Below are 21,633 nucleotides of genomic sequence, written 5' to 3' on the forward strand. Positions count from 1 at the left end.
ACGCTTGCCGAAGCCGGTCACCATCGCCATCGTCGGGGCAGGCGCCCGGGGACGGGCCTACGCCGCGTGCGCCGCCCGGACGGGCCGGGCGCGCGTGGTCGCGGTCGCCGAACCGCGACCACGCGCTCGCCAGGCGCTCGCCGACGAGCACGGCATACCCGCCGACACGACGTTCGCGGACTGGCGCGAGCTGCTCGCCCGTCCCCGCCTCGCCGACGTCGCGGTGATCGCCACCCAGGACCGGGAGCACGCCGAACCCGCGGTCGAACTGGCCCGGCGCGGCTACCACCTGCTGCTCGAGAAGCCGATGGCCACGACCGAGGCGGACTGCGAGCGGATCGTGCGCGCCGTCGCCGACTCCGGCGTGCGGCTCGCCGTCTGCCACGTGCTCCGCTACACGCCCTACACCCGCACGCTCAAACGGCTCGTCGACGACGGCCGCATCGGCGACATCGTCAGCGTCGAACACCTCGAACCGGTCGGCTGGTGGCACCACGCCCACTCCTACGTCCGCGGCAACTGGCGGCGCGAGGACGAGTCGACGTTCATGCTGATGGCCAAGTCGTGCCACGATCTCGACTGGCTCGCCCACGTCATCGGCAGGCAGGCCGTGCGGGTGTCCTCGTTCGGTGGCCTCTACGAGTTCCGGCCCGAGCGCAGGCCCGCGGGCGCCGCCGACCGCTGCGTCGACTGCGCGGTCGAACCGTCCTGCCCGTACTCGGCGCCGCGGATCTACGTGCCGCTGCTCGACCAGCCGGAGCGCGAATGGCCGCTTTCGGTGGTCACCGAGGACCGCACCGAAGAGGCACTGTGGACGGCACTGCGCGAGGGCCCGTACGGGCGCTGCGTCTACGCCTGCGACAACGACGTCGTGGACCACCAGGTGGTGGACATCGAGTACACCGACGGCGTCACCGCGTCCTTCACCATGACCGCGTTCGCACCGGTCGGCCACCGCAGGACCCGGATCTTCGGCACGCGCGGGTCGATCGAGGGGGACGGCGACACGATCACCGTGCACGACTTCCTGCACGGCACCGAGGTGATCGATGTCGGCACGGGGGACGGCGCCACGGCAGGAGACGGGCACGGCGGAGGCGACCAGGGTCTCGTGGACGCGTTCGTCGCGGCGATCGCCTCCGGGAACGACAGCCTGATCCTCAGCAACGGCAACGAAAGTCTCGCGACACACCAGCTGGTCTGGGCGGCGGAGCGTGCGCGCCGCACCGGAGAAGTCGTCAGCCTGCGCGAAGCGGCGGCACCGAACACGGAGGTAACACGATGAGGAAGGCAGCGATCGCGGTGCTCATGGCGAGCGCGCTCGCCGCGGTGGGATGCGGTTCGGACACCGGGAGCCGCACGCCCGGCGACGCGGACGGGCGCGGTCCCATCACGTTCGCGACGCTCAAGGACGGCACGGGCACCGTGCCCGAGCTCGTACAGCGGTGGAACGCCGACCACCCCGACGAGAAGGTCACGATCGTCGAACTTCCGGAGGGAGCGGACGGCCAGCGGCAGAAGCTGGTCCAGCAGGCCCAGACCAAGTCCGATGTGTACGACGTCATCACGATCGACATCCCGTGGAACGCCGAGTTCGCCGCCCGCCGCTGGATCACCGAGCTGCCGCGAGAACAGTTCGCCGTGGACGGTTTCTTCGACGCGCCGCTGCGCGGCTCCGAGTACCGGGGCAAGCTCTACTCGATCCCGCACTTCACCGGCTCGGCGATGCTGTACTACCGCGAGGACCTGCTGGACAGGGCAGGCGTCGAGCCACCGTCGACATGGACCGAGCTGCGAGCGGCCTGCGCCAAGGTGCTCGCGCTGCCCGCGGCCGAGGGTATGTCCTGCTACGCGGGGCAGCACGACAAGTACGAGGGGCTCACGGTCAACTTCCTCGAGGCGGTCGGCTCCGCGGGCGGGGAGGTCATCGACGAGCAGGGCAATCCGCACCTCGACACCCCGGAGGCCAAGGCGGGCCTCGAGTTCCTTGTGGACGGTTTCCGCGACGGCATGATCCCCGCCGAGGCCATCACCTACAAGGAAGAGGAGGGCAGGCGCGCCTTCCAGCAGGGTGACCTGGTGTTCCACCGGAACTGGGCCTACATCTACGCGCTCGCCAACGCCGACGACGGCTCGTCCGAGGTCGCGGGCAAGTTCGGCGTGACCGTGATCCCCGGCGCGGACGGCCCCGGCGTGTCGTCGCTGGGCGGCAACAACCTCGCGGTGTCGGCGTTCTCCACCAAGCAGGCCACGGCCAGGGACTTCATCGCGTACCTGACCAGCCTCGACACCCAGCTGGAGCACGCGAAGGGCTCGGCGTACCCCATGACGAGGACCGAGGTGTACACCGACCCCGGGCTGCGCGAGCAGTATCCGTACCTGCCGGTGCTGAAGGACGGCATCGAGCAGGCTCGCCCGCGCCCCTCGATCGTGCGCTACGGCGACGCCAGCACCGCCATCCAGGAGAGCGTCTACGCCGCGCTGAAGGGCGAACGGACCGTGGACGCGGCACTGGCCGAGATGCAGCGCGCGCTGAGCGAGATCGCCGAGGGGTCCTGAGTGCTGCTCACGGAACGGACCACCCCCACGCGGGGGCCGGACCGGGCACGCCGCGGGCGTGCCGACCGGCCGGGCCGGAAGGCGGCCCTGCTGCTGTCCCCGACGTTCCTCGTGCTCGCGCTGGTGGTCGGCTATCCGCTGCTCGCCGCACTGCGGGAGTCGCTGTTCCGCGGCGGTGACGAGCTCGACGAATCCGGTTTCATCGTCACCGGAGAGCGGTTCGTCGGCCTGGACAACTACACGGCCGTGTTCGGCGAGGCGAGCGCGCGGTTCTGGAACGCGTTCGCCAACACGACGCTGTTCACCGTCACCACCGTGGCCGCCGAGGTGGTGATCGGCACGGCGATGGCGGTGGTGATGCATCGCGCCATGCGCGGTCGTGGCCTGGTCAGGGCCTCGATCCTGGTGCCGTGGGCGATCCCGACGGCCGTGGCAGGCCTGCTGTGGCGGTGGATCTTCCAGGCCGACGGGGTGGCGAACTCCCTGCTGGGCACGGAACTGCTGTGGACGGCGGACGGGTGGCCCGCGAAGCTGGCGGTGATCATCGCCGATACCTGGAAGACGGCCCCGTTCGTCGGGTTGCTGGTGCTCGCCGGGCTGCAGCTGATCCCGCAGGACGTCCACGAGGCCGCCCGGCTCGACGGCGCGGGCGCCTGGCAGCAGTTCTGGCGGGTCACGCTGCCGCTGGTGAAACCCGCCCTGCTCGTGGCGGTGCTGTTCCGCCTGCTGGACGCCCTGCGCATGTTCGACCTGCCGTTCGTCCTGGTCGGCGCGCAGAAGGGGGCGGTGGAGACGCTGTCCATGCTCGCGTGGGACGAGGCCAACCAGGTGCGGTACGGCCCGGCCGCCGCGTACGCGGTGCTCCTGTTCCTCTACGTGGCGGTGGTGGCGTTCGTGTTCGTCCGGCTGCTCGGTGCCGATCTGCTCGGTGACCGCAGGGCCCGGCGGGCGGGGGCTCGGGCATGAGCGCGCTCGTCCGCCGATGGGGCCCGAACCTCGGCATCGCCGTCATCGTCCTGTACTGCCTGGCGCCCTTCTACTGGATGGTGGTGTCGAGCTTCCGGCGCAGCAGTGACATCTTCGACCTGTCGGCGCTGCCGTCGCCGTGGTCGCTGGAGAACTATCGTGCGGTGTTCAGCGGGAGCAACGACTTCGGCCGCGCGCTGGTGAACAGCCTCGTCGTGGCCGGCGTGACCACAGCGGCCACGGTGGTGATCGCCACACTGGCCGGGTTCGCACTGGCCCGGCTGGACTTCCGGTTCAAGAACGCGGTGCTCGCGGTGGTGATCGCGACCTCGATGTTTCCCGGGATTTCACTGCTCGTACCGCTGCTGAAGCTGTTCACGGACATCGGCTGGATCAACACTTACCAGTCGATGATCGTCCCGAACCTGTCCTTCGCGCTACCGCTGGCGATCTGGTACCTCACGATGTTCTTCCGCCAGCTGCCGTTCGAGCTGGAGGAAGCGGCCAGAGTGGACGGTTGCACACCGGGGCAGGCGTTCCGGAAGGTGATCCTGCCGCTCGCCGTCCCCGGGGTGTTCACCACGGCGATCATCGTGTTCGTCGTGGCGTGGAACGAGTTCATCATCGCGCTGACGATGGTGAACGAGCCCGCGATGCAGACGGTCACGGTGCGGATCTCGCAGTTCGTGGGCGTCGCCGCGCACGACAGCCCGTTCGGCACCCGGATGGCCGCGGGTGTGGTGGCGACGATCCCGCTGGTGATCGCCGTCCTGTTGTTCCAGCGGCGCATCGTCGCCGGACTCACGTCGGGGGGTCTCAAATGACCACGAAGATCGGAGCACGCGCGTGAACGAACCCAGCCAATGGACACCGAACAGACGTGACTTCCTCGCCCTCGCCGGGCTGAGCGCCACGGCCGTCGCCCTCGGCAGCGGGGCACCGGCCGGCGCGACGCCGGGCGGGGACCGGGTGCCCGCAGACCCGTTCCGGCTCGGTGTCGCTTCGGGCGACCCGGAACCCACCAGTGTCGTGCTGTGGACCCGCCTGGCGCCGGACCCGCTGGCCGAGGACGGCCACGGCGGGATGCCCGCGCATCCGGTCGACGTGCACTACGAGGTGGCCGAGGACGAGCGGTTCGCCCGCGTCGTGCGGCGTGGCCGGGCCGTGGCGTCACCCGAGCTGGCGCACTCGGTGCACCCCGAGGTGGAGGGCCTGCGGCCCGGCCGCGAGTACTTCTACCGCTTCCGGGCGGGCGGGGAGATCAGCCCGGTCGGCCGGACCCGCACCGCGCCCGCGCCGGGCAGCGGGGTGGGCAGGCTGTCGTTCGCGATGGCCTCGTGCCAGGCCTGGTACCACGGCCACTTCACCGCCTACCGGCACCTCGCCGAGGAGGACGTGGACCTGGTCTTCTTCCTCGGCGACTACGTCTACGAGTACGCGATCAACTCCGGCAACCTCTGGCGGCAGGGGGTGAGCGTCGGTCCGGCGCACGACGCCACGGTGCGCACGCTGGAGCAGTACCGGCTGCGGTACGCGCTGTTCAAGACCGACCCGCACCTGCAACGGGTGCACGCCAGGGTGCCGTGGGTGGGCACGTGGGACGACCACGAGGTGCAGAACAACTACGCCGACGCGCACTCCCAGTACGGCATCTCGATCGAGGACTTCGAACGGCAGCGCGCTGTCGCCTACCGGGCCTACTACGAGAACATGCCGCTGCGCCGGTCGTCCCTTCCGGACGGTCCCGACATGCGCCTGTACCGGAGGTTGAGCTGGGGGTCACTGGCGGACGTGCACGTGCTCGACACCCGGCAGTACCGCGACGACTTCCCCACCGACTCCACGGCGGGCGGCGAGCACACCGATCCCGGCCGGTCGATCCTCGGCGAACGGCAGGAACGCTGGCTGGACCAGGGGCTGCGGCACTCCAGGGCGACCTGGAACGTGCTCGCGCAGCAGGTCGTGCTGGCGCAGATCGACCGGGACACCGGTCCGGGCCGGACGTTCAGCATGGACCAGTGGGACGGGTTCACCGCCAACCGCGACCGGCTGTTCGCGGCGGTCCGGCGGTACGGAATCGGCAATCTCGTGGCGCTCACCGGCGACATCCACCGGCACGTCGCGGCGGAGCTGAAGGCCGACTTCGACGACCCGGACTCGGCGACGATCGGCACCGAGCTGGTCACCACGTCCGTCGGGTCGGACGGCGACGGTGCGCCGACCGACCGCTACACCGAGCTGTGGCTCGCCAACCCGCACGTGAAGTTCTACGACGGCCGCAGGGGATACGTGCTCGGCACCATGACGCCGGAGCGGCTGACCTCCGAGTTCAAGATCGTCGACTACGTGCAGCGCGACGACGCGGCACCAGTGTCCACAGTGGCCAGATTCGTCACCGAGGCCGGCCGGCCGGGACTGAAGCGGGAGGCGTGATGAGCGGCATCGTCCCCGAGGTCGGCGACCTCACGTTCGAGGGCGGCATCGGGCGGATCGACATCCGCTGGCGGGCACGGCGCCCGTACCGGCCGCTGGTCGACCACTTCGCCGTGTACGGCTCCCCCGACCCGCGTTTCCGGCCTTCGCCGGAGACCCTGATCGGCAAGACGATCGACACGCGCCTGCGGCACGAAGGGCTCGGCCCGGAGCGCCGGACGTGGTACTACCGCGTGGTGACCGTCGACGCGGCGGGCCGGTGGAGCAGGCCCGCGGGCCCGCTGCGGGCCTCGTCGGCGGAGTCGGTGACCGTGTCGGGCAGGCCGGTGGCGGTGGTCGGCGAGTTCGACCGGAAGGGCCTCGAGCTGGCACTGTCCCCGAACGGGTACGCCCAGTACCCGGCGCGGTTCCCGGACGGCGCCGACTACCTGCACGGGGTGAGCACGCCCGGTGCCGACTGGCCGTACCTGCACCCCGGCCCGGCCGACCGGTGGGCGGGCAGCAGGGCACACACGTTCCGGTTCCGGTTCGACCTGCCGTCGGCGCCGGAAGCGGACCTGGTCCTCGCGATGTGGCTGATCGACACCCACGCCAGCATCCCAGGCAGGGTGGAGATCTCCTGCAACGGCACCGCGATCGCCGACGTGGCGCTGGAGAACGGCGCGACAAGGGGCTCGCTGGAGGGCGACGCGACCGCCCCCGGCTCGCCACTGAAGCCGTCGGTCGTGGAGCTGCCGGTCCCGGCGTCCGCGCTGGTGACCGGGCGGAACGTGCTCACCCTGCACAAGGGTGAGGGCTCCTGGCACGCCTACGACGCGCTGGGCGTGTTCGACCCCGCCTGACCACCGCCGCTGAAGTCCCCCGGTGCCACCTCGGGGGGCTTCAGCGGCGGACGGCCCGCAGCAGCCGCTCCTCGGCGTCCACACTCGGCCGGACCCGGGGCAGGCGCAGGACGAGCACGATCCCCGCCAGCCACCAGGCACCGACGATGATCCATTCGGCCGGCCAGATCAGCTCGGCCGGCATGCCCGGCAGGAAGAGCACGGCGGTGCCGAAGCTCAGCAGCACCGCGAGCACACCCACCGTCCGGCCGAGCGGCAGCCGGAACGGGCGGGGCATCTCCGGCTCCCTGCGCCGCAGCACGAGGAAACTCAGCGCGACCATCAGGTACGCGACGATGATGCTCAGGCTGCCCGCGTCGACGAGCCAGACGAGCATCTGCCTGCCGAACAGCGGCGCGACGACCGACAGCGCGCCGATGAACAGGATCGCGTTGCCCGGCGTGCCGAACCGTGGATGGACGCGGGCGAACCAGCGCGGCAGCATCCCGGACGACGCCATCGCGAACACGAGCCTGCTCGCGCCGAGCAGGAAGCCGTTCCAGCTGGTGAGGATGCCCGCGATGCCGCCGACGACGAGGACGGTGCCCATCGCCGAGCTGCCCCACAGCGCCGACATCGCCTCCGCCGTGGGCAGTTCGGAGTCGGTGCGCTGGTCGTGGGCCAGCCCGGAACCGACCGTCAGCATGATCATCACGTACCAGGTGACCGCCAGGCCCACCGAGATGAGCAACAGCGTGCCGATCCGGCGCGGCGGCAGGTTGATCTCACCCGCCGACTGCGGGATCACGTCGAACCCGACGAACAGGAACGGCGTGGCGACCAGGACGAGGAGGATGCCGGACGTGCCGCCGGAGAACAGCGGTTCCAGGTTCTCCCCCGAGCCGCCGACGACCGCGCCCGCCGTCAGCAGCACGCCGACGACGAGCAGGAACAACACGGCGATGGTCTGGAACACCGCCGCGGGCCGCACACCGACGTAGTTCAGCGCCGTGACGACGACCGCGCCCGCGATGCCGACGGCGGCCCAGCTGGCGTACACGTCGTAGCCCGCGACCGACCACAGCCTGCCCGCCGGCAGGTCGGGCACCAGGTAGAGCAGGGTCTGCGGGAGGGCGACCGCCTCGAACGCGACCACGGAGACGTAGCCGAGCACGAGCGTCCAAGACGTGACGAACGCGGGCCGTGCGCCGAGCGCGCGCAGCGTGTAGTTGTGCTCGCCACCCGCGGCGGGCATCGCGGACACCAGCTCGGCGTACGTCAGGCCGACCAGCCCGACGACGATGCCGCCGATGACGAACGCGAGCGCGGCACCGCCGCTGCCCGCGTCCTCGAGGAACCCGCCGGTCAGGACGATCCACCCGAAACCGATCATGGCCCCGAAGGCGATCGCGATGACGTCGAGCCTGCCGAGGACCCTGGTGAGACCGTGGTCGCGATGCCGTGTCATGCACCCTCCCCCGCGGAGACGATCAGCGCTGAGCTTGCGCGCTCCGGCCCCCCGCGTCAAGCCGCCGCGGCCGTGTCCGCGACCTGTGCACAGGTGTTCGCGCCGGGCGCCGCGGACACGCGTGCGCAGGTGGCGGACACGCGTGCACAGGCGGCGGACACGGCGTACGGGTCAGCGCTGCCCGCCGTGCACGGCCCGCCCCGCGACGTAGGTGGCGAGCACCCCGATGTCCGCGATTGCCGAGCTGGGCACCGTCGTCGGATCGTCGTCGAGCAGCACCAGGTCCGCCACCATGCCCTCCGCGATGCGGCCGCGCCGGTCCTCCTGGTAGGCCGCGTACGCGGCGTGTGCGGTGTACGCCCGCAGGGCCTCGGTGGCGTCGACGCGCTCGTCCGGGCTCAGCACGACGCCCGCCTTGCTGGTGCGCTCCACCATCGAGCGCATCCCGGCGAGCGGGGCGCCGGTACCGACACACGGCCGGTCGGAACTCGCGGGCACCCGCAGCCCGGCGTCCAAAAAGGACCTGTGCCGGTACAGCCACGGCACCCGGTCCGGCCCGACCGCGGCGGCCATGGTGTCGCCGATCTCGTACAGGAACCGTGCCTGCGGCACCGGAACCACGCCGAGAGCGGCCATCCTGGACAGTTGGTCCGGCCGGACCATCCCGGCGTGCTCGATCCGGTGCCGTACTCCCGGCCTCGGCAACTCGCGCTGGGCCCGCTCCAGCGCGTCGAGGGTGAGGTCGACCGCACGGTCACCGATGGCGTGCGCGGCGATCCGCCAGCCACCTCGGTGCGCGGCGAGCATGCGATCGCGCAGCACGTCCGGGTCGTCGCCGAGCACGCCGAGCCCGCCCTCGCCGCTGTACGGCTCGGTCAGCGCGGCCGTGCGGCTGCTGAGCGCGCCGTCGGTGAAGATCTTCATCGGTCCGATGCGCAGGAAGTCGTCGCCGAACCCGGTGCGCAGGCCGAGGTCGAGGCACGCGGGTTCGCCCGGCAACGGGTGCAGCACCTCGGCCGCGGGCATCAGCTCCACTCGTAACGGCAGGTCACCGCGCTGCCGGGCGAGCTGGTACGCGGCGGCCTCGGCCGGGCTGTGGCCGATCCACCCGCCGCCGATGCCCGCCTCGGTGACGTGGGTGAGCCCCTCGGCCACGTACACGCGGGCCGCCCGCGCGATGGCGGCGGCCAGTTCCTCCACCGGGTACGGCTTGACCAGCGCGTCCGCCAGCTGCTGTGCCTGCTCGGCGAGCAGGCCGGTGGCCTCCCCCTCGGCGTCCCGGCCCACGACCCCGCCCTCGGGCACCGTGGCCGAGCCGTCCAGCACCCCGGCCTTGGCCAGGATCGCGCTGCTGACCACGCACATGTGCGCCGAGCGGTGCTTCAGCCAGACCGGGCGGCCGCCGCCGGCCCGGTCGATCGCGGCCCGCTCGGGGTGGCCGCCCAGCACGTAGTCGTCGTAGCCGGATCCGACCACCCAGGCGTCCGACGGCAGCGCGGCGGCGCGCTCGGCGACCGCGTCGTAGACCTCGTCCAGCGTCCGGCACGCGGAGAGGTCGATCTCGGCCAGGGAGAGGCCGTACCAGACCATGTGGTTGTGCGCGTCGGTGAAGCCGGGGGTCAGCACCGCACCGTCCCCGTCGACCACCGTGCGCGCGGGCAGATCCTCGACCTGCTCGTCCACCCCCACGATGTGCCCGTGCAGCACCCCGACAGTGCGGGCGCGGGGCCGCTCCTCGGTCATCGTCAGGGCGCGTACGTCACGCAGGAGCAGGTCGAGCATCGCGAGTCCTCTCGGCCGGATCGGTGTGGGCTGGGCAACCGCAGCGTAGCCGCGCGATGAGTTTTCGCGACGACGCTGGTCTGTGCAGTCGATCGGATCGACAAGGGAGAGGCGAGCACCATGAGCAAGATCATCCACTTCGTGCACCAGTCCGTCGACGGCTTCATCGAGGGCCCGAACGGCGAGTTCGACTGGCCGATGATGGGATCGGAGCTGGGGACGTACTCACGGGGGCTGAGCGACGAGGTCGACGCGTTCCTCTACGGGCGCGTGGTGTGGAGCTTCATGGCGAGCTACTGGCCGAAGGCCGAGGAGATCTCCACAGACGAGCACGACTTGAAGTTCGCGCCCCGCTGGCGGGAGAAGCGCAAGTTCGTGGTGTCGCGGACGCTGGAGCGCGCCGACTGGAACACCACGGTGGTACCCGGCCCGGAGGAACTGGGGAAACTGAAGGAACAGCCGGGCAACGACATGGTCCTGTTCGGAGGTTCCGACCTCGCGGCGTCCCTCACCGAGCACGGACTGATCGACGAGTACCAGGTTTTCGTGCACCCCGTCGTGCTCGGCGGTGGCAGGCCGACGTTCCTCACCCCGGCAGCCAGGTTCGACCTGCGTCTCGCCGAGTCGAGGACGTTCGACGACAAGGTGGTGCTGCTCCGCTACGAGCGCTGAGCGCCCGCCTCACGAGAGAAACGCGCGCAACCGCGACAGCACCGCCTCCGGCCGCTCCTCGGGCAGGAAGTGGCCACACTCGGGTATCGCGGCACCGGTGACATCGTGGGCGTACTCCCGCCAGATGTCGAGGGCGGGCAGGGTACCGAGGAGACCCTGCTCGCCCCACAGCGCGAGCACCGGCATCGCCAGCCGCCGCCCGGCGGCGAAGTCCGCTTCGTCGTGTTCGGCATCGTCCGGGAAGGATGCGCGGTAGTCGTCGAAGCCGGCGCGCAGCGCGCCCGGCGCGGAGAACGCGCGCACGTACTCGGCCACCGCCTCTGGTTCCAGGCCGGCACGCTGGTACGTCCAGCGTTCGAAGAAGTACCCCAGGTAACCCTCGACGTCCTGGCCCGCGAGCCGTTCCGGCAGGTCGGGCTGCAGGTGGAACAGCCAGTGCCAGTAGCCGCGGCCGAGCTCCGCGTCGAGCCGCCGCCACATCTCCCTGGTCGGCAGGATGTCGAGCACGGCGAGCCGCTCGACCTGGCGGGGCCGGTCCAGCGCCCAGCGGTGGGCGACCCGGCCGCCCCGGTCGTGGCCCACCACGCCGGCCCGCTCGAAACCCAGGGTGGACACCAGTTCGGCGACGTCGGCGGCCATCGTGCGCTTGTCGTAGCCGGTGCGTGGCTTGTCGGAAAGGCCGTAACCGCGCAGATCGGGAACGACCACCGTGTGCTCGCGCGCGAGTGGCTCGATCAGCTTGCGCCAGCAGTACCCCGTCTGCGGCCACCCGTGCAACAGCACGAGCGGCGGGCCGTCTCCCGCGATCCGGTAGTGCATGCGGATGCCGTTCACGGTCTTCATTCCCGATTCCATGACCTGATTCTAACCGTATAAGATGGTTATATGACAGAGTCGGACTGGGTGTTCGACGCGGGCAGGCTGTGCGTCGACTTCGTCAACACCTGCCGCGACCGGCATCGTGGCGGCCGGGAACTGCTCACCTCGCCCGCCGCGCTGGCCGAGTGGGCCAGGCTGGCCGGGCACAGCGGTCCCGGCGAACCGGATCCGGACAGGGCCATCCGGTTGCGCGAGGCGATCGACCGCGTCACGCGCGCCGTCACGGCCGGCACGGCACCCGACGCCGCCGACGTCGAGTTGCTCAACACCGAGGCCGCCGCGGCCCCACCGCCCCGGCTGGAGGTCGGCCGGCACGGCCGTCCCCGGCGGGTGCTGGCGACCCCGCTGCTCGCCGCACTGGCCGTGGACGCGATCGAACTGGTCACGGCCGAGCCGGAGATCCGGATCTGCGCCGCCGACGACTGCGGTCTCCGGTTCGTCGACGCGTCCCCCAAACGCAGCCGGCAGTGGTGCTCGATGGCCCGCTGCGGCAACCGGGCGAAGGCCCGCGCGCACTACGCGCGGCGCAAGGGAAAGCCGCACGGCGCCCGCTGACCCGCACGACTACAGTGAACCGTGGTTGAGCCGTCAGCCTTCACTCGGAACCTCGGCGGAGCGACGGGAGCAGCATGACGACCACCACGGCCAGTGCCGAAACAGTGGAGCGGGCGAGACTGGCCGCGGTCGACCGCTACGACATTCTCGACACGCCACCCGACGGAGCGTTCGACCGCATTGCCGCGATGGCGGCTCGCCTGCTCGACGCCCCGATCGCCACGGTCAGCATCGTCGACAGCGACCGGATCTGGTTCAAGGCCACCCACGGGCTCAGCGGGGTCACCCAGGTCGGGCGCGATCCGGGGCTGTGCGCCTCGGCGGTACTGCAGGACGCGCCGTATGTGGTGGCCGACGCCCTGACCGACCCGCGCACCATGCGGAACCCGCTGGTCCGCGGCGAGCTGGGGATCCGGTTCTACGCGGCCGCGCCAATCGTCACCTCGGAAGGGCACCGGCTGGGCACCGTGAACGTGCTCGACACGCGCCCGCGTGAGCTGGACCCGGCGGGCGCGGCCATCCTGCGGGACCTGGCCGCGGTGGTCATGGACGAGCTGGAGCTGCGCCTGTCCGCGCTGACCACCCTGCGCGAGGAGCGGCGGCTGCGGGAACGGGCCCAGCGGGACGCCGAGACGATCGAGTCGTTCGCCACGACGCTGCGGAGCACGCTGCTGCCGCCCCGGCTGCCGGACGTGCCCGGCCTTGAGCTGGCGTGCCACTACCACGCCGCCTCGGCACGGCACGTGACCGGCGACTTCTACGACGTGTTCGCCCTCGGCGACGGCAGGTGGGGCGTTTTCGTCGGGGATGTCACCGGGCACGGGGCCGCGGCCGCGGCGGTCACCTCGCTCACGCGGTACACGCTGCGGGCCGCGGCCCTGCATCACCCGGACCCGACGGCCGGGCTCGCCGAGCTCAACACCGCGCTGCTGATGGACCGGCACGTCTCCGAGTTCTGCACGGTGTTGTTCGGCGTCCTCACCCCCGGCCGCGACGGCGGCTTCGACGTCACCCTCGCCAGTGGCGGGCACCCGCCCGCGCTGCGCCTCGGCGACGGCGCCGTACGGGAGGTGCATCCCGAGGGCGGGATGCTGGTCGGCGCCCTGCCCGACGCCCGGTTCGCCGCCTGCCAGACGCGCCTGGAGCCGGGCGAGTCCCTGCTGCTCTACACCGACGGGCTCACCGAGGCGCGGCCCGGCGGCACGTTCTTCGGCGAGGACGGGCTCACCGCCTTCCTCGACAGCCGCGGGCACGGGGGCGCGCAGCAGCTGGTCGACGACCTCACCGACCTCATCGCGGGATTCGACCCGGCACCCACCGACGATGTGGCACTGCTGGCCATGAGCGTCCCGGCCTGAGGTCCGGCCCGGCCGCGAACCGGGCCACGTCAGCGGTCGTGTCAGGCTCGTGTCAGCGGCGTGGCAGGCCGGGCGCCGAGGGTGGTCACATGACAAACGACACCACACCCCCGGGCCGGCTCACTCCGCCGGTCGGCGAGTTCCAGGAGATCGACGGCCGCCGTCTCTTCGTGCACCGGTCGGGCAGCGGCGGGCCCGCCGTCGTCTTCCTGCCGGGCGCCAGCGCGGTCGGCCTGGACTACTTCCACCTCCAGCAGCAGGTCGCGCGGTCCACCACCGCCGTGGTCTACGACCGCGGCGGCACCGGCTACAGCGACCCGCTCCCGCTGCCGCGCAGCGCCGCCGCGGTCGCCACGGAACTGCACGACCTGCTGCACGCCCAGGACATCGCCGCCCCGTACGTCCTGGTGGCGCACTCCCTCGGCGGCGCCTACGCGCACCGGTTCGCCCAGCTGTACCCGCGGGAGGTGGCCGGTCTGGTCTGGGTGGACGCCTTCCACCGCGACTGGGACGAGTTCCTGCCTTCCGAGCTGAGCCTGGCCGCGGGCGAGCAGATGGCACCCGAGCTGGAGCAGATCCGGCAGCTGCGCCCGGCCCTGCGCGAGATGGGCGAGAAGTTGTTCGCGGAGCACCCCGGGCACGTGCGGCAGGCGCTGGTCGATGCCCACGTGAGTGACGAATGGATCCGGGTCGGCTTCGTCGAACGCGGCAACATGGCGATGCTCGCCGATGAGCTGCGGGCCGGACCGGACCTTCCCGACGTCCCGCTGATCGCGCTCACCGCGGGTGGCGTCGATGCCGCCGACGAGGCCATGTTGACGGAGCACCTCGAGCTGGTGCGCAAGGCGCGTGCGGGCAGGGTGCGGCTGGACGCGACCGTGGTGAGCCGGGTCTCGCACGGGGAGCAGCGCATCCTCTCCGACGCCGGTCACACCTTCCTCATCAGCGACCACGCGGATGCCGTCGTCCAGGCGATCCGCGACGTGGTGGACCTGGGCGGCGCACGCCTAGCCCGCCGCCCACCACGCACACCACAAGGGGAGACTCCACATGCCTACTTTCACCACGCCAGAGCCGATCCGGGTCACGCTGGTCACCGCGGGTGCGCGGGTGCGGATCGCCGCGAGCGAACGGCCCGACACGGTGGTGCTGGTCGAGCCCATCGACAGCGCGAACAGAACCGACTCGAAGGTCGCCGAGAAGACCGAGGTCGGCTTCTCGGCAGGCGAACTGTCGATCAAGACGAACAAGCCGGGTGACAGGAACGGTTCTGTCGCCATCACCATCGAACTGCCCGCTGGGTCCGGGCTGGTCCTCAACACGGCCTGGACGGAGGTGCACGCCGAGGGCCGGTTCGGCGACTGTGCGCTGGACATGGCATCGGGACAGGTCCGGCTCGACCACGTCACCGCGCTGCGGGGACGTCTCAGGGCCGGTGAGGTCACGGTCGGGCGCCTCGCCGGCAGCGCCAGGATCGACGGCGGCGCGGCCGGGGTGCGGATCGGCGAGGCCGAGGGCATCGTCAGGTACACGGGCTCGACCGGAAAGGTCTGGATCGGCCACGCCTGGTCCGACGTCGATCTCGGCGGCGCAAGCGGCGGTTTCGACATCGACCGCGCCGACGGCAGCGTCACCGCCAAGGCGGGCGCCTGTCCCATCCGGGTCGGCCGGATGTCGCGCGGCAAGGCGGACCTGGCGAACGCTTCCGGGGGTATCGAGATCGGCATCAGCGAGGGCACCGCTGCCCGGGTGGACGCCGAGAGCACCAAGGGGCGGGTGCGCGACTCCCTGCCCGCGCAGGACGGCCCGGGCGGGTTCGACGACGAGGTCGAGGTCTACGCCCGCACGCGCCTCGACGACATCGTCATCCATCCCGCGGCAGGCTAGTCGCCGGTCTCGCGTTCGCCGCGGGTGGCGGGAGTGCGGGCCCAGGCTGGGTCCGCACTCCCGTCATGGACGGGTGGCGAAGACCCACTCCCCGCATCCGGGCTGAACGCCGTCCCCGGGGCGCTCGGGCCCGCGGGTCAGGAGTGCCGCTGGGTGTCGTCGATGGGGAAGACCTTCTCGAACAGCCGCTCGGAGGGAGCCCGGTAGTCGGCGCCCTCGGGTGGCCGGTTGCCGGTCTCGCGCTCGACGTAGCTGGCGAAGCGGTGCAGGTCGTGCTCGATGCGGGTGCGGAGCAGGCCCAGCACGGAGCCGGTCACCCCGACCAGGTCGCTGGGATGGACCTGCACGTCGAGCGCCACCGCGCAGCGGTTCGCGTGGACCTCGCGCCACACCGCGGTACCCGTGTGCCGCGGGCCTTCGACGCCGTACCAGCTGACGCTGTGCCGTTCCCGGTCGACCTCGGCGACGACGGAACACTCGCGCTCGATGCCGACAAGGCCGTACCGGAACCGGACCGCGCCCTCGTGGCTCTCGTCCCGGCGTGCCCACCGGATGCCCTTCATGAACTCGGGGTACCGCTCGAAGTCGACGAAGTACTCGAACACCTGCTCGAGCGGGGCCTGGACGTGCTGGTGCGTCGTGATCCGTGCCATCGCGCTCACCCTCTCGGCCCGGACGCCGGACACGCCCGGAGCACGGTTCGCCTACCCCGATGGTGCAGGACGGGCCGTGATTTCGCAGGCCGGGTCGCGCTCCGGCACGGAGACCGAGAGGACGTGTTCCTCACGGAGGTGGAGGCCGACGACCGCGCGCCCATCCTGCACCGCTACCTGGCTGTCGCACCGGGCACCCGGCCACGCCTGCCGGTGCACACCACGGCGGCGGTGGCGGACTTCGAGCGGATCGCGTCCCGGATTCCGGTGTTCCGCATCTCCCCGGAACCTCCCGCGCCGCCGGTCAGCGAGGCTCGACCCCCCTGAAGAAGATGCCGAGCAGCTCGTCGGCAACCCGGTGATAGCTGAGCTTCCCGCCCGGTATGTACCACTGGTAGGACCAGTTGGTCATCCCGAACAGGGACAACGCGGTGAGGCGGACGTCGAGGTCGGGCCGGAACATGCCCTTGTCGACGCCGTCCTCGATGAGCATCTCGACGAGGCGGAGATAGCGGTCCCGCTTCTTTCTCGCCTCGGCCTGCAGCTCTTCGGGAATCTCGCGGTGGTGTTCGAAGTAGACACGCAGGTACCCGGGCTTGGTCTCCATGAGTTCGAGGATGTCGGCGACGACGTGCCGCAGGCCTTCCCGTGGCTCGATGCCGTTGGCGACATCCTTCTCGAGCCGCTCCAGCAACGGGCCGGTGGTGTCGTCGTGAATCCAGACCAGAATCTGCGCCTTGCTGCGCACGTAGTGGTAGAGCGTCGGTTTACGCAGCCCGACGGCTTCCGCGATGTCGCCGACGTTCGTGTTGTGGTAGCCCTTCCGCTCGAACAGCTGGGCGGCGGTACGCACGATCTGCGCCCGTCGTTCGTCGACGTTCTGGCTGGTCATCGCCACTCCCGGGTCCCCTGCGTGCTACTGCGAGCCACGATAGTCGTCACGGCGTCACCCGGGCGATCGGCTGTCCCGTCTTGATCTCGTCACCCTCCGACACAAGCAACTCGGTGATGGTGCCGGCCACCGTGCTGAGCACTTCCGCGGTCGTCTTGTCCGTTTCGACCTCGGCCACCGCCTCGTCCACCCGCACGGTGTCCCCCGGCTGCTTGAGCCATTCGAGCAGCACCATCTCTTCGGTCGTCAGGCCCCATTTCGGGGCCACGATCTCGCTCATCACATCTCCTTGCCGACGCTGCGGCGCACGGCCGCGACCACGTCGTCGTCCTGCGGGAAGTAGGCCCGTTCCAGCCCGGGTGGAAACGGCACGGGGGCGAACGGCGCGCTCACCAGCTCGGCGGGAGCACGCAGGGCCGCGAACCCCTCCGTTGCGGCGAGCCGGATGACCTCGGCGCCGACGCTGCACGGCCCGGTCGCGTCCTGCACCACGACCAGCCGGCCGGTCCGGTGGAGCGAAGCCAGTACCTCCTCGGTGTCCAGTGGGCTCAGCGTCCTCAGGTCGAGAACCTCCGCGTCGATGCCCTCTGCGGCGAGGATGTCGGCCGCCGTCAGGCAGCGGGTGACAGCCGCGCCCCAGGCGACGAGTGTGGCGTCCCGGCCGGACCGGCGGATCACCGCACGGCCGATCGACACGGTCGCTTCGGGATCGTCGGGCACCTCTCCCCGGACGGACCACAGGGCGGCACTTTCAATCACCACGACCGGATCAGGGTCCCGGATCGCGGCCTTGAGCAGGGCCTTGGCGTCCGCCGGCGTGCTCGACCACACCACCTTCAGCCCGGGTACCGCAGCGAGCCAGCCTTCGAGACCCTGCGCGTGTTGGGGCCCCGAACCGAGCCCTGCCCCGCACATCGTCCGCACGGTGAGCGGCACGGGAAACCGGCCCATGGACAGGTAACCCATCTTGGCCGCCTGGTTGACCAACTGGTCCATGGCGAGGGTGACGAAGTCGAAGAACATGATCTCCACGACGGGCCGCAGTCCCGCGAGCGCGGCGCCGACCGCGGTGCCGGTGAGCGCCGCCTCGCTGATCGGGGTGTCGCGCACCCGGTGCTCGCCGAACTCGGCGTGGAGACCCTGGGTGGCACCGAAGGCGCCACCCGGCCTGCCGACATCCTCGCCGAGGAGCATGACGGCCGGATCCCGCCGCAGCTCCTCGGCGAGGCCGGAATTGATGGCCTGCCAATACTTCAGCTTCCGCATGACGCACCGTCCGGCTGGTAGACGTGGGCTGTGACGGAACCCGGATCGGGGGACGGCTGTGCGCGCGCCCACTCCACGGCCAGAGCGATCTCACGTTCGCACTCGGCGTCTATGGCGGTCGGTACGGACTCATCAGCCATCCGCAGCCGCAGCACCCGGAGTGGATCGCGGCCACGCCAAGCCTCGACCTCCGCAGCCTCCCGGTAGTTCTGCGCGTCCCCCTCGAAATGTCCGTGCCAACGGTAGGTACGACAGTGCAGGAAGGACGGCCCGTCACCGTCGCGCGCACGGCGCACCATGCGCTCCGCGGCACTGAACACGGCGAGCGCGTCGTTCCCGTCGACGGTCTCAGCCGGGACCTGGTGCGCCGACGCGTACGCGGTGATGTCGCGATTGTTCAGGTGCGTCTCGGTGGGTGTCATCTCCGCGTACTGGTTGTCCTCACAGACGAACAACACCGGCAGCCGCCACAGCGCGGCGAGGTTCAGCGACTCGTGGACCACGCCTTCGGCAACGGCACCGTCGCCGAAGAACGCCACGGCGACCTGTCCCCGCCCGCGGGTGGCAGCGGCCAGCCCTCCGCCCACGGCGATCGGAACACCGGCGGCCACGATCGCGTTGGCCCCCAGGATTCCCAGACCGGGGTCGGCCAGGTGCATCGAGCCGGAGCGTCCGCCGCAGTACCCCGGCGCACGGCCGAACAGCTCGGCGAGCATCAGATCGATCCGGGCGCCCTTGGCTATGCAGTGCCCGTGCCCCCGGTGCGTGGTGGTCAGGTAGTCGTCGTCGGTGAGCGCGCGGCACACCCCCGCGGCGACGGCTTCCTGACCGATCGAGAGGTGCAGGAACCCGGGCAGCTCCCCGCTGGCGAGCAACCGCGATGCAGCGGTTTCGAAGTGCCGGATGCGGGCCATCGTCCGGTACAGATCGACGCCGAGGTCATCGGCCGGGGCCGGACGGGGATGGCTGGAAGTGCGGGTCATCGCCGCGCACCTCCGGTCACGACAACGGCTCGGCCAGGTGCGCACAGCGTGCCGCCCTGGTTGTGTTCGGCGAGGTCGATCTCGAACACGTGCTCACCGGCTTCCCGCTCGACAGCGACGACCGTGCCCGAGACGGTCAGCTCGTCGCCCGGCACGGCGTAGTGCTTGTTGCGCCAGGAGAGTTCGCGGAACAGAAGGTCCTGGCCGAGCCAGGCGACGAGTGCCTCGGCGAGAAACGCGCCGTGCAGATGGGATTGCACGAGCACGTTGGGGTAGCCCTCGACGCGCGCGTACTCCTGGTCGTAGTGGATCCGATGGGCGTTCCACGTGACCGCGCTGAACCGGAAGAGCTGCAGGTTCGTGGGGCGAACACGCCATTCCGGCAGCACGGTTCCGGGCACGATCGCCGCCGGGTCGGGAGTGATGTTCGTGGTCATCGGGGCTCACCGGGCGAGGAAGGTTTCATGGCAGGTGACCAGGTCGGCGCCGGAGTCGTCGCCGAAGCGCCGCCGCACCCGGACGATCAGCAACTCGCCGGTGCGGCCGTGCCGGTAATCCGCGTCGGTCACGCTGGTGTGGATGGTGACAACGGTGCCGGGCTCCGGCCGCCGGTGCACGACGATCTCCTGCCCCGCGCCCATCACCCGGACCTCGTCCACCGGAAGGCCGTGTGTGTCGTCGGGACCGAGCCCGTCGGGACGTAGCCCGCTACCGCCAGGACCGGTACCCCAGTGCAGGATCGAGGTCAGGAAGAGCGGGTGGACGGGGTCTTCCGGCCGTGGTTCCTCGCCGCGCACGGCCACGGTGAACCGCCGCACGTCGCGCGAATCGATCCGGCCGAGCCGCTCCGCGCGTTCCTGGCCGATGGTTTCCCGCACGGCGTCGTAGCACTGGCGAATCGGGCTCGTCATCGGACCGCCTCCGCCGCCTGCTCCGCACGCAGGAGCTTCTTTTCGATCTTGCCGATCGAGGTCTTGGGCAGGTTCTCCCTGATCTCCACCAGCGTCGGCACCTTGAACCGGGCCAGCCTCTCCGCGCAGTGCTCCACAACGGACTCTTCGGTGAGGCGGCAGTCCGGTTTCGGGACAACGAAGGCCTTGACGGCCTCGTCGCGAACGGAATCCGGCACGCCGATCACCGCGGCCTCGGCGACAGCCGGATGAGTGCAGAGCACCTGCTCGACCTCGGTGGCGGAGACGTTCTCGCCCGCCACCTTGATGACGTCCTTGCGCCGGTCGAAGAAGTAGAGGTATCCGTGCTCGTCGAGGTAGCCGTTGTCCCCTGTGTACAGCCAACCTTCGCGCAACACCGCCTCTGTCGCCGCGGGATCGCGGTAGTAGCCGAGCATGAGGTTTCGGCCCGGTTCGCCACCGACGACGATCTCGCCGACCTCACCCGGCGCCGCGTCGGTCCCGTCCGGCAGGACCACGCGTACCCGTCGGTCGATCGCGGGCAACCCGATCGAGGGCCACCGCTTCTCTCCGTGTACCGGAGCGGCCGTCACGATCGTCATCGCCTCCGACAGCCCGTACCCGTTGATCAGCTCGACCCCGAAACGACGCTCGAACTCGGTTTTCTCCCGCTCCGGAACGTTGAGCGCGTACATCACCCTGCGGACACCGTGTTCGCGGTCAGTGGGTGCGGGCGGCTGCGCGAGCAGGGTCCGCAGTTGCATGGCCACGAGCGCCAGGACCGTGGCACCAGTGTCCCGCACCTGTTCCCAGAACCGGCTCGCGCTGTACTCCTCCAGCAGGACCACCGTCGCGCCCGCGGTGAGCGCCGACAGGATCGTGACCGTCTGCGCGTTGACGTGGAATACCGGCAACGCGGTCAGCGAACGGTCGGAGCTGTCGATGCCGATCGTGCGCCATTCCCGCTCTCCGGCGAACAGACAGTTGGCGTGCGTCAGCATGGTCGCCTTCGGCGCGGCTGTCGTTCCCGAGGTGAACAGCAGCTCGGCGAGGTCCGCAGAGGCGAGTGGCGGCATGGGCGGATCGGTGGCGGTGGTCAGTTCGGCGAAGTCCACCCATCCCGGGTGCTGACCGCCAACGAGGATCCGATGGCACGCCTCCGGCGGCAGTGCCCGCTCCACCAGTTCGCGGTATCCGGCCGCGGTGACCACCGCGACCGCCTCCGCGTGCTCAGCCACGTGCCGCAGCTCTCGCTCGGTGTTGGCGGTGTTCGAGGGTACGAGGACGGCTCCCAGCCAGGCGACGCCGAACCAGCAGAGCAGGAACTCCGGGCAATTCCCGAGATGCACCACCACCTTGTCACCCTTGCCCACCCCAAGGCGAGCCAACCCGGCCGCCACGCCCCGCACCCCGGCGCCGAACTCCGCATAGCTGAGGCTGATGTGCGTGCCGTCGGCTGCGACGAAGGTCAGGAACGTCTTGTCAGCGCACCGGGCCTCCCGTTCGAGGAGCAGGTCGCGCAGACTGCGGTGTCCCACGATGTCCATG

23 protein-coding genes are annotated in these 21,633 nt (G+C 70.8%); 12 read left to right on the plus strand and 11 right to left on the minus strand.

What is annotated here, in order from left to right; all coding sequences use genetic code 11:
* Positions 1 to 4 precede the first annotated feature (4 nt).
* From B0I33_RS06030 to B0I33_RS06055, 6 genes are read left to right on the plus strand one after another with little or no spacing between them, the layout of a single operon-like run.
* The gene (locus B0I33_RS06030; protein ID WP_106177521.1) at positions 5 to 1,285 is read left to right on the plus strand and encodes a Gfo/Idh/MocA family protein; all 1,281 of its coding nucleotides are present in this window, start codon (positions 5 to 7) and stop codon (positions 1,283 to 1,285) included.
* A complete protein-coding gene (locus B0I33_RS06035) occupies positions 1,282 to 2,559 on the plus strand; it encodes an ABC transporter substrate-binding protein (RefSeq protein ID WP_106177522.1) in 1,278 nt (425 codons plus the stop codon). Before B0I33_RS06030 ends, B0I33_RS06035 begins: the two co-directional genes overlap by 4 nt.
* Positions 2,560 to 3,525 carry a carbohydrate ABC transporter permease gene (locus tag B0I33_RS06040; RefSeq protein ID WP_181193188.1) on the plus strand — a complete coding sequence of 322 codons (966 nt, stop codon included), beginning with the start codon at positions 2,560 to 2,562 and terminating at the stop codon, positions 3,523 to 3,525. It begins immediately after the preceding gene.
* Positions 3,522 to 4,349 carry a carbohydrate ABC transporter permease gene (locus B0I33_RS06045; RefSeq protein WP_106177523.1) on the plus strand — a complete coding sequence of 276 codons (828 nt, stop codon included), beginning with the start codon at positions 3,522 to 3,524 and terminating at the stop codon, positions 4,347 to 4,349. The genes B0I33_RS06040 and B0I33_RS06045 overlap by 4 nt, the downstream gene beginning before the upstream one ends.
* A 22-nt stretch (positions 4,350 to 4,371) precedes the next feature.
* Entirely contained in the window at positions 4,372 to 5,958 is a 1,587-nt protein-coding gene (locus B0I33_RS06050; protein WP_106177524.1) for an alkaline phosphatase D family protein, read from the plus strand.
* Positions 5,958 to 6,800, plus strand: a complete 843-nt coding sequence (locus B0I33_RS06055) for a polysaccharide lyase family protein (RefSeq protein ID WP_106177525.1) — start codon at positions 5,958 to 5,960, stop codon at positions 6,798 to 6,800. The genes B0I33_RS06050 and B0I33_RS06055 overlap by 1 nt, the downstream gene beginning before the upstream one ends.
* Positions 6,801 to 6,840: 40 nt before the next feature.
* Here B0I33_RS06055 and B0I33_RS06060 read toward each other — a convergent pair whose 3' ends face one another.
* Together B0I33_RS06060 and B0I33_RS06065 are read right to left on the minus strand one after the other, a co-directional pair.
* Positions 6,841 to 8,247 (minus strand): APC family permease, encoded by a 1,407-nt coding sequence (locus B0I33_RS06060; protein ID WP_106177526.1) that lies wholly within the window; start codon positions 8,245 to 8,247, stop codon positions 6,841 to 6,843.
* A 171-nt stretch (positions 8,248 to 8,418) separates the two neighbouring features.
* Positions 8,419 to 10,029 (minus strand): amidohydrolase, encoded by a 1,611-nt coding sequence (locus B0I33_RS06065; protein ID WP_106177527.1) that lies wholly within the window; start codon positions 10,027 to 10,029, stop codon positions 8,419 to 8,421.
* A 120-nt stretch (positions 10,030 to 10,149) separates the two neighbouring features.
* Here B0I33_RS06065 and B0I33_RS06070 point away from each other — a divergent pair, with 120 nt between their 5' ends.
* Positions 10,150 to 10,701, plus strand: coding sequence for a dihydrofolate reductase family protein (locus B0I33_RS06070; RefSeq protein ID WP_106177528.1), 552 nt, complete (start codon positions 10,150 to 10,152; stop codon positions 10,699 to 10,701).
* A 9-nt stretch (positions 10,702 to 10,710) separates the two neighbouring features.
* On the opposite strand, the gene B0I33_RS06075 is transcribed toward B0I33_RS06070, so the two are convergent.
* The gene (locus B0I33_RS06075; RefSeq protein ID WP_106177529.1) at positions 10,711 to 11,556 is read right to left on the minus strand and encodes an alpha/beta fold hydrolase; all 846 of its coding nucleotides are present in this window, start codon (positions 11,554 to 11,556) and stop codon (positions 10,711 to 10,713) included.
* 30 nt (positions 11,557 to 11,586) lie between these two features.
* Between B0I33_RS06075 and B0I33_RS06080 the strand changes: the two genes are divergently transcribed.
* The 4 genes from B0I33_RS06080 (at position 11,587) to B0I33_RS06095 (ending at position 15,380) form a co-directional block, all read left to right on the plus strand.
* Positions 11,587 to 12,135, plus strand: coding sequence for a CGNR zinc finger domain-containing protein (locus tag B0I33_RS06080; protein WP_106177530.1), 549 nt, complete (start codon positions 11,587 to 11,589; stop codon positions 12,133 to 12,135).
* 74 nt (positions 12,136 to 12,209) lie between these two features.
* Entirely contained in the window at positions 12,210 to 13,493 is a 1,284-nt protein-coding gene (locus B0I33_RS06085; protein WP_106177531.1) for a PP2C family protein-serine/threonine phosphatase, read from the plus strand.
* Positions 13,494 to 13,582: 89 nt separating this feature from the next.
* Positions 13,583 to 14,752, plus strand: coding sequence for an alpha/beta hydrolase (locus B0I33_RS06090; protein ID WP_245900462.1), 1,170 nt, complete (start codon positions 13,583 to 13,585; stop codon positions 14,750 to 14,752).
* Positions 14,640 to 15,380 carry a DUF4097 family beta strand repeat-containing protein gene (locus B0I33_RS06095; RefSeq protein ID WP_245900463.1) on the plus strand — a complete coding sequence of 247 codons (741 nt, stop codon included), beginning with the start codon at positions 14,640 to 14,642 and terminating at the stop codon, positions 15,378 to 15,380. Before B0I33_RS06090 ends, B0I33_RS06095 begins: the two co-directional genes overlap by 113 nt.
* Before the next feature lie 137 nt (positions 15,381 to 15,517).
* Here the strand turns inward: B0I33_RS06095 and B0I33_RS06100 are convergent, their stop codons facing one another.
* On the minus strand, positions 15,518 to 16,033 hold the full coding sequence (locus B0I33_RS06100; RefSeq protein WP_146147461.1) for an SRPBCC family protein: 516 nt from the start codon (positions 16,031 to 16,033) through the stop codon (positions 15,518 to 15,520).
* A gap of 123 nt (positions 16,034 to 16,156) precedes the next feature.
* Between B0I33_RS06100 and B0I33_RS06105 the strand changes: the two genes are divergently transcribed.
* Entirely contained in the window at positions 16,157 to 16,360 is a 204-nt protein-coding gene (locus tag B0I33_RS06105) for a hypothetical protein (protein ID WP_106177534.1), read from the plus strand.
* Here B0I33_RS06105 and B0I33_RS06110 read toward each other — a convergent pair.
* The 7 genes from B0I33_RS06110 to B0I33_RS06140 all read right to left on the minus strand — a co-directional run bounded on the left by B0I33_RS06110 (position 16,338) and on the right by B0I33_RS06140 (position 21,632).
* Entirely contained in the window at positions 16,338 to 16,925 is a 588-nt protein-coding gene (locus tag B0I33_RS06110; RefSeq protein ID WP_106177535.1) for a TetR/AcrR family transcriptional regulator, read from the minus strand. The genes B0I33_RS06105 and B0I33_RS06110 overlap by 23 nt on opposite strands.
* Before the next feature lie 46 nt (positions 16,926 to 16,971).
* A complete protein-coding gene (locus B0I33_RS06115; protein WP_106177536.1) occupies positions 16,972 to 17,205 on the minus strand; it encodes a biotin/lipoyl-containing protein in 234 nt (77 codons plus the stop codon).
* A complete protein-coding gene (locus B0I33_RS06120; RefSeq protein ID WP_106177537.1) occupies positions 17,205 to 18,191 on the minus strand; it encodes an alpha-ketoacid dehydrogenase subunit beta in 987 nt (328 codons plus the stop codon). Before B0I33_RS06120 ends, B0I33_RS06115 begins: the two co-directional genes overlap by 1 nt.
* Positions 18,179 to 19,105, minus strand: coding sequence for a thiamine pyrophosphate-dependent dehydrogenase E1 component subunit alpha (locus B0I33_RS06125; RefSeq protein ID WP_245900464.1), 927 nt, complete (start codon positions 19,103 to 19,105; stop codon positions 18,179 to 18,181). Before B0I33_RS06125 ends, B0I33_RS06120 begins: the two co-directional genes overlap by 13 nt.
* Positions 19,106 to 19,170: 65 nt before the next feature.
* On the minus strand, positions 19,171 to 19,611 hold the full coding sequence (locus B0I33_RS06130) for an FAS1-like dehydratase domain-containing protein (protein ID WP_106177539.1): 441 nt from the start codon (positions 19,609 to 19,611) through the stop codon (positions 19,171 to 19,173).
* A gap of 6 nt (positions 19,612 to 19,617) precedes the next feature.
* Positions 19,618 to 20,085: an FAS1-like dehydratase domain-containing protein gene (locus tag B0I33_RS06135; protein ID WP_106177540.1), complete on the minus strand. Its 468-nt coding sequence runs from the start codon at positions 20,083 to 20,085 to the stop codon at positions 19,618 to 19,620.
* Positions 20,082 to 21,632 carry an AMP-binding protein gene (locus tag B0I33_RS06140; protein ID WP_106177541.1) on the minus strand — a complete coding sequence of 517 codons (1,551 nt, stop codon included), beginning with the start codon at positions 21,630 to 21,632 and terminating at the stop codon, positions 20,082 to 20,084. Before B0I33_RS06140 ends, B0I33_RS06135 begins: the two co-directional genes overlap by 4 nt.
* Position 21,633 lies beyond the last annotated feature (1 nt).

The organism is Prauserella shujinwangii (assembly GCF_003001955.1).
Taxonomy (GTDB): Bacteria; Actinomycetota; Actinomycetes; order Mycobacteriales; family Pseudonocardiaceae; genus Qaidamihabitans; species Qaidamihabitans shujinwangii.

Excerpts from the sequence above, each read along its gene's own strand:
- B0I33_RS06090 (WP_245900462.1), top strand. The coding sequence starts at position 13,583 with ATGACAAACGACACCACACCCCCGGGCCGGCTCACTCCGCCGGTCGGC.
- B0I33_RS06045 (WP_106177523.1), top strand. The coding sequence starts at position 3,522 with ATGAGCGCGCTCGTCCGCCGATGGGGCCCGAACCTCGGCATCGCCGTC.
- B0I33_RS06060 (WP_106177526.1), bottom strand. The coding sequence starts at position 8,247 with ATGACACGGCATCGCGACCACGGTCTCACCAGGGTCCTCGGCAGGCTC.
- B0I33_RS06065 (WP_106177527.1), bottom strand. The coding sequence starts at position 10,029 with ATGCTCGACCTGCTCCTGCGTGACGTACGCGCCCTGACGATGACCGAG.
- B0I33_RS06135 (WP_106177540.1), bottom strand. The coding sequence starts at position 20,085 with ATGACGAGCCCGATTCGCCAGTGCTACGACGCCGTGCGGGAAACCATC.
- B0I33_RS06125 (WP_245900464.1), bottom strand. The coding sequence starts at position 19,105 with ATGGCCCGCATCCGGCACTTCGAAACCGCTGCATCGCGGTTGCTCGCC.
- B0I33_RS06035 (WP_106177522.1), top strand. The coding sequence starts at position 1,282 with ATGAGGAAGGCAGCGATCGCGGTGCTCATGGCGAGCGCGCTCGCCGCG.
- B0I33_RS06085 (WP_106177531.1), top strand. The coding sequence starts at position 12,210 with ATGACGACCACCACGGCCAGTGCCGAAACAGTGGAGCGGGCGAGACTG.
- B0I33_RS06110 (WP_106177535.1), bottom strand. The coding sequence starts at position 16,925 with ATGACCAGCCAGAACGTCGACGAACGACGGGCGCAGATCGTGCGTACC.
- B0I33_RS06120 (WP_106177537.1), bottom strand. The coding sequence starts at position 18,191 with ATGCGGAAGCTGAAGTATTGGCAGGCCATCAATTCCGGCCTCGCCGAG.
- B0I33_RS06100 (WP_146147461.1), bottom strand. The coding sequence starts at position 16,033 with ATGGCACGGATCACGACGCACCAGCACGTCCAGGCCCCGCTCGAGCAG.
- B0I33_RS06115 (WP_106177536.1), bottom strand. The coding sequence starts at position 17,205 with ATGAGCGAGATCGTGGCCCCGAAATGGGGCCTGACGACCGAAGAGATG.
- B0I33_RS06070 (WP_106177528.1), top strand. The coding sequence starts at position 10,150 with ATGAGCAAGATCATCCACTTCGTGCACCAGTCCGTCGACGGCTTCATC.
- B0I33_RS06130 (WP_106177539.1), bottom strand. The coding sequence starts at position 19,611 with ATGACCACGAACATCACTCCCGACCCGGCGGCGATCGTGCCCGGAACC.
- B0I33_RS06140 (WP_106177541.1), bottom strand. The coding sequence starts at position 21,632 with ATGGACATCGTGGGACACCGCAGTCTGCGCGACCTGCTCCTCGAACGG.
- B0I33_RS06080 (WP_106177530.1), top strand. The coding sequence starts at position 11,587 with ATGACAGAGTCGGACTGGGTGTTCGACGCGGGCAGGCTGTGCGTCGAC.
- B0I33_RS06055 (WP_106177525.1), top strand. The coding sequence starts at position 5,958 with ATGAGCGGCATCGTCCCCGAGGTCGGCGACCTCACGTTCGAGGGCGGC.
- B0I33_RS06075 (WP_106177529.1), bottom strand. The coding sequence starts at position 11,556 with ATGGAATCGGGAATGAAGACCGTGAACGGCATCCGCATGCACTACCGG.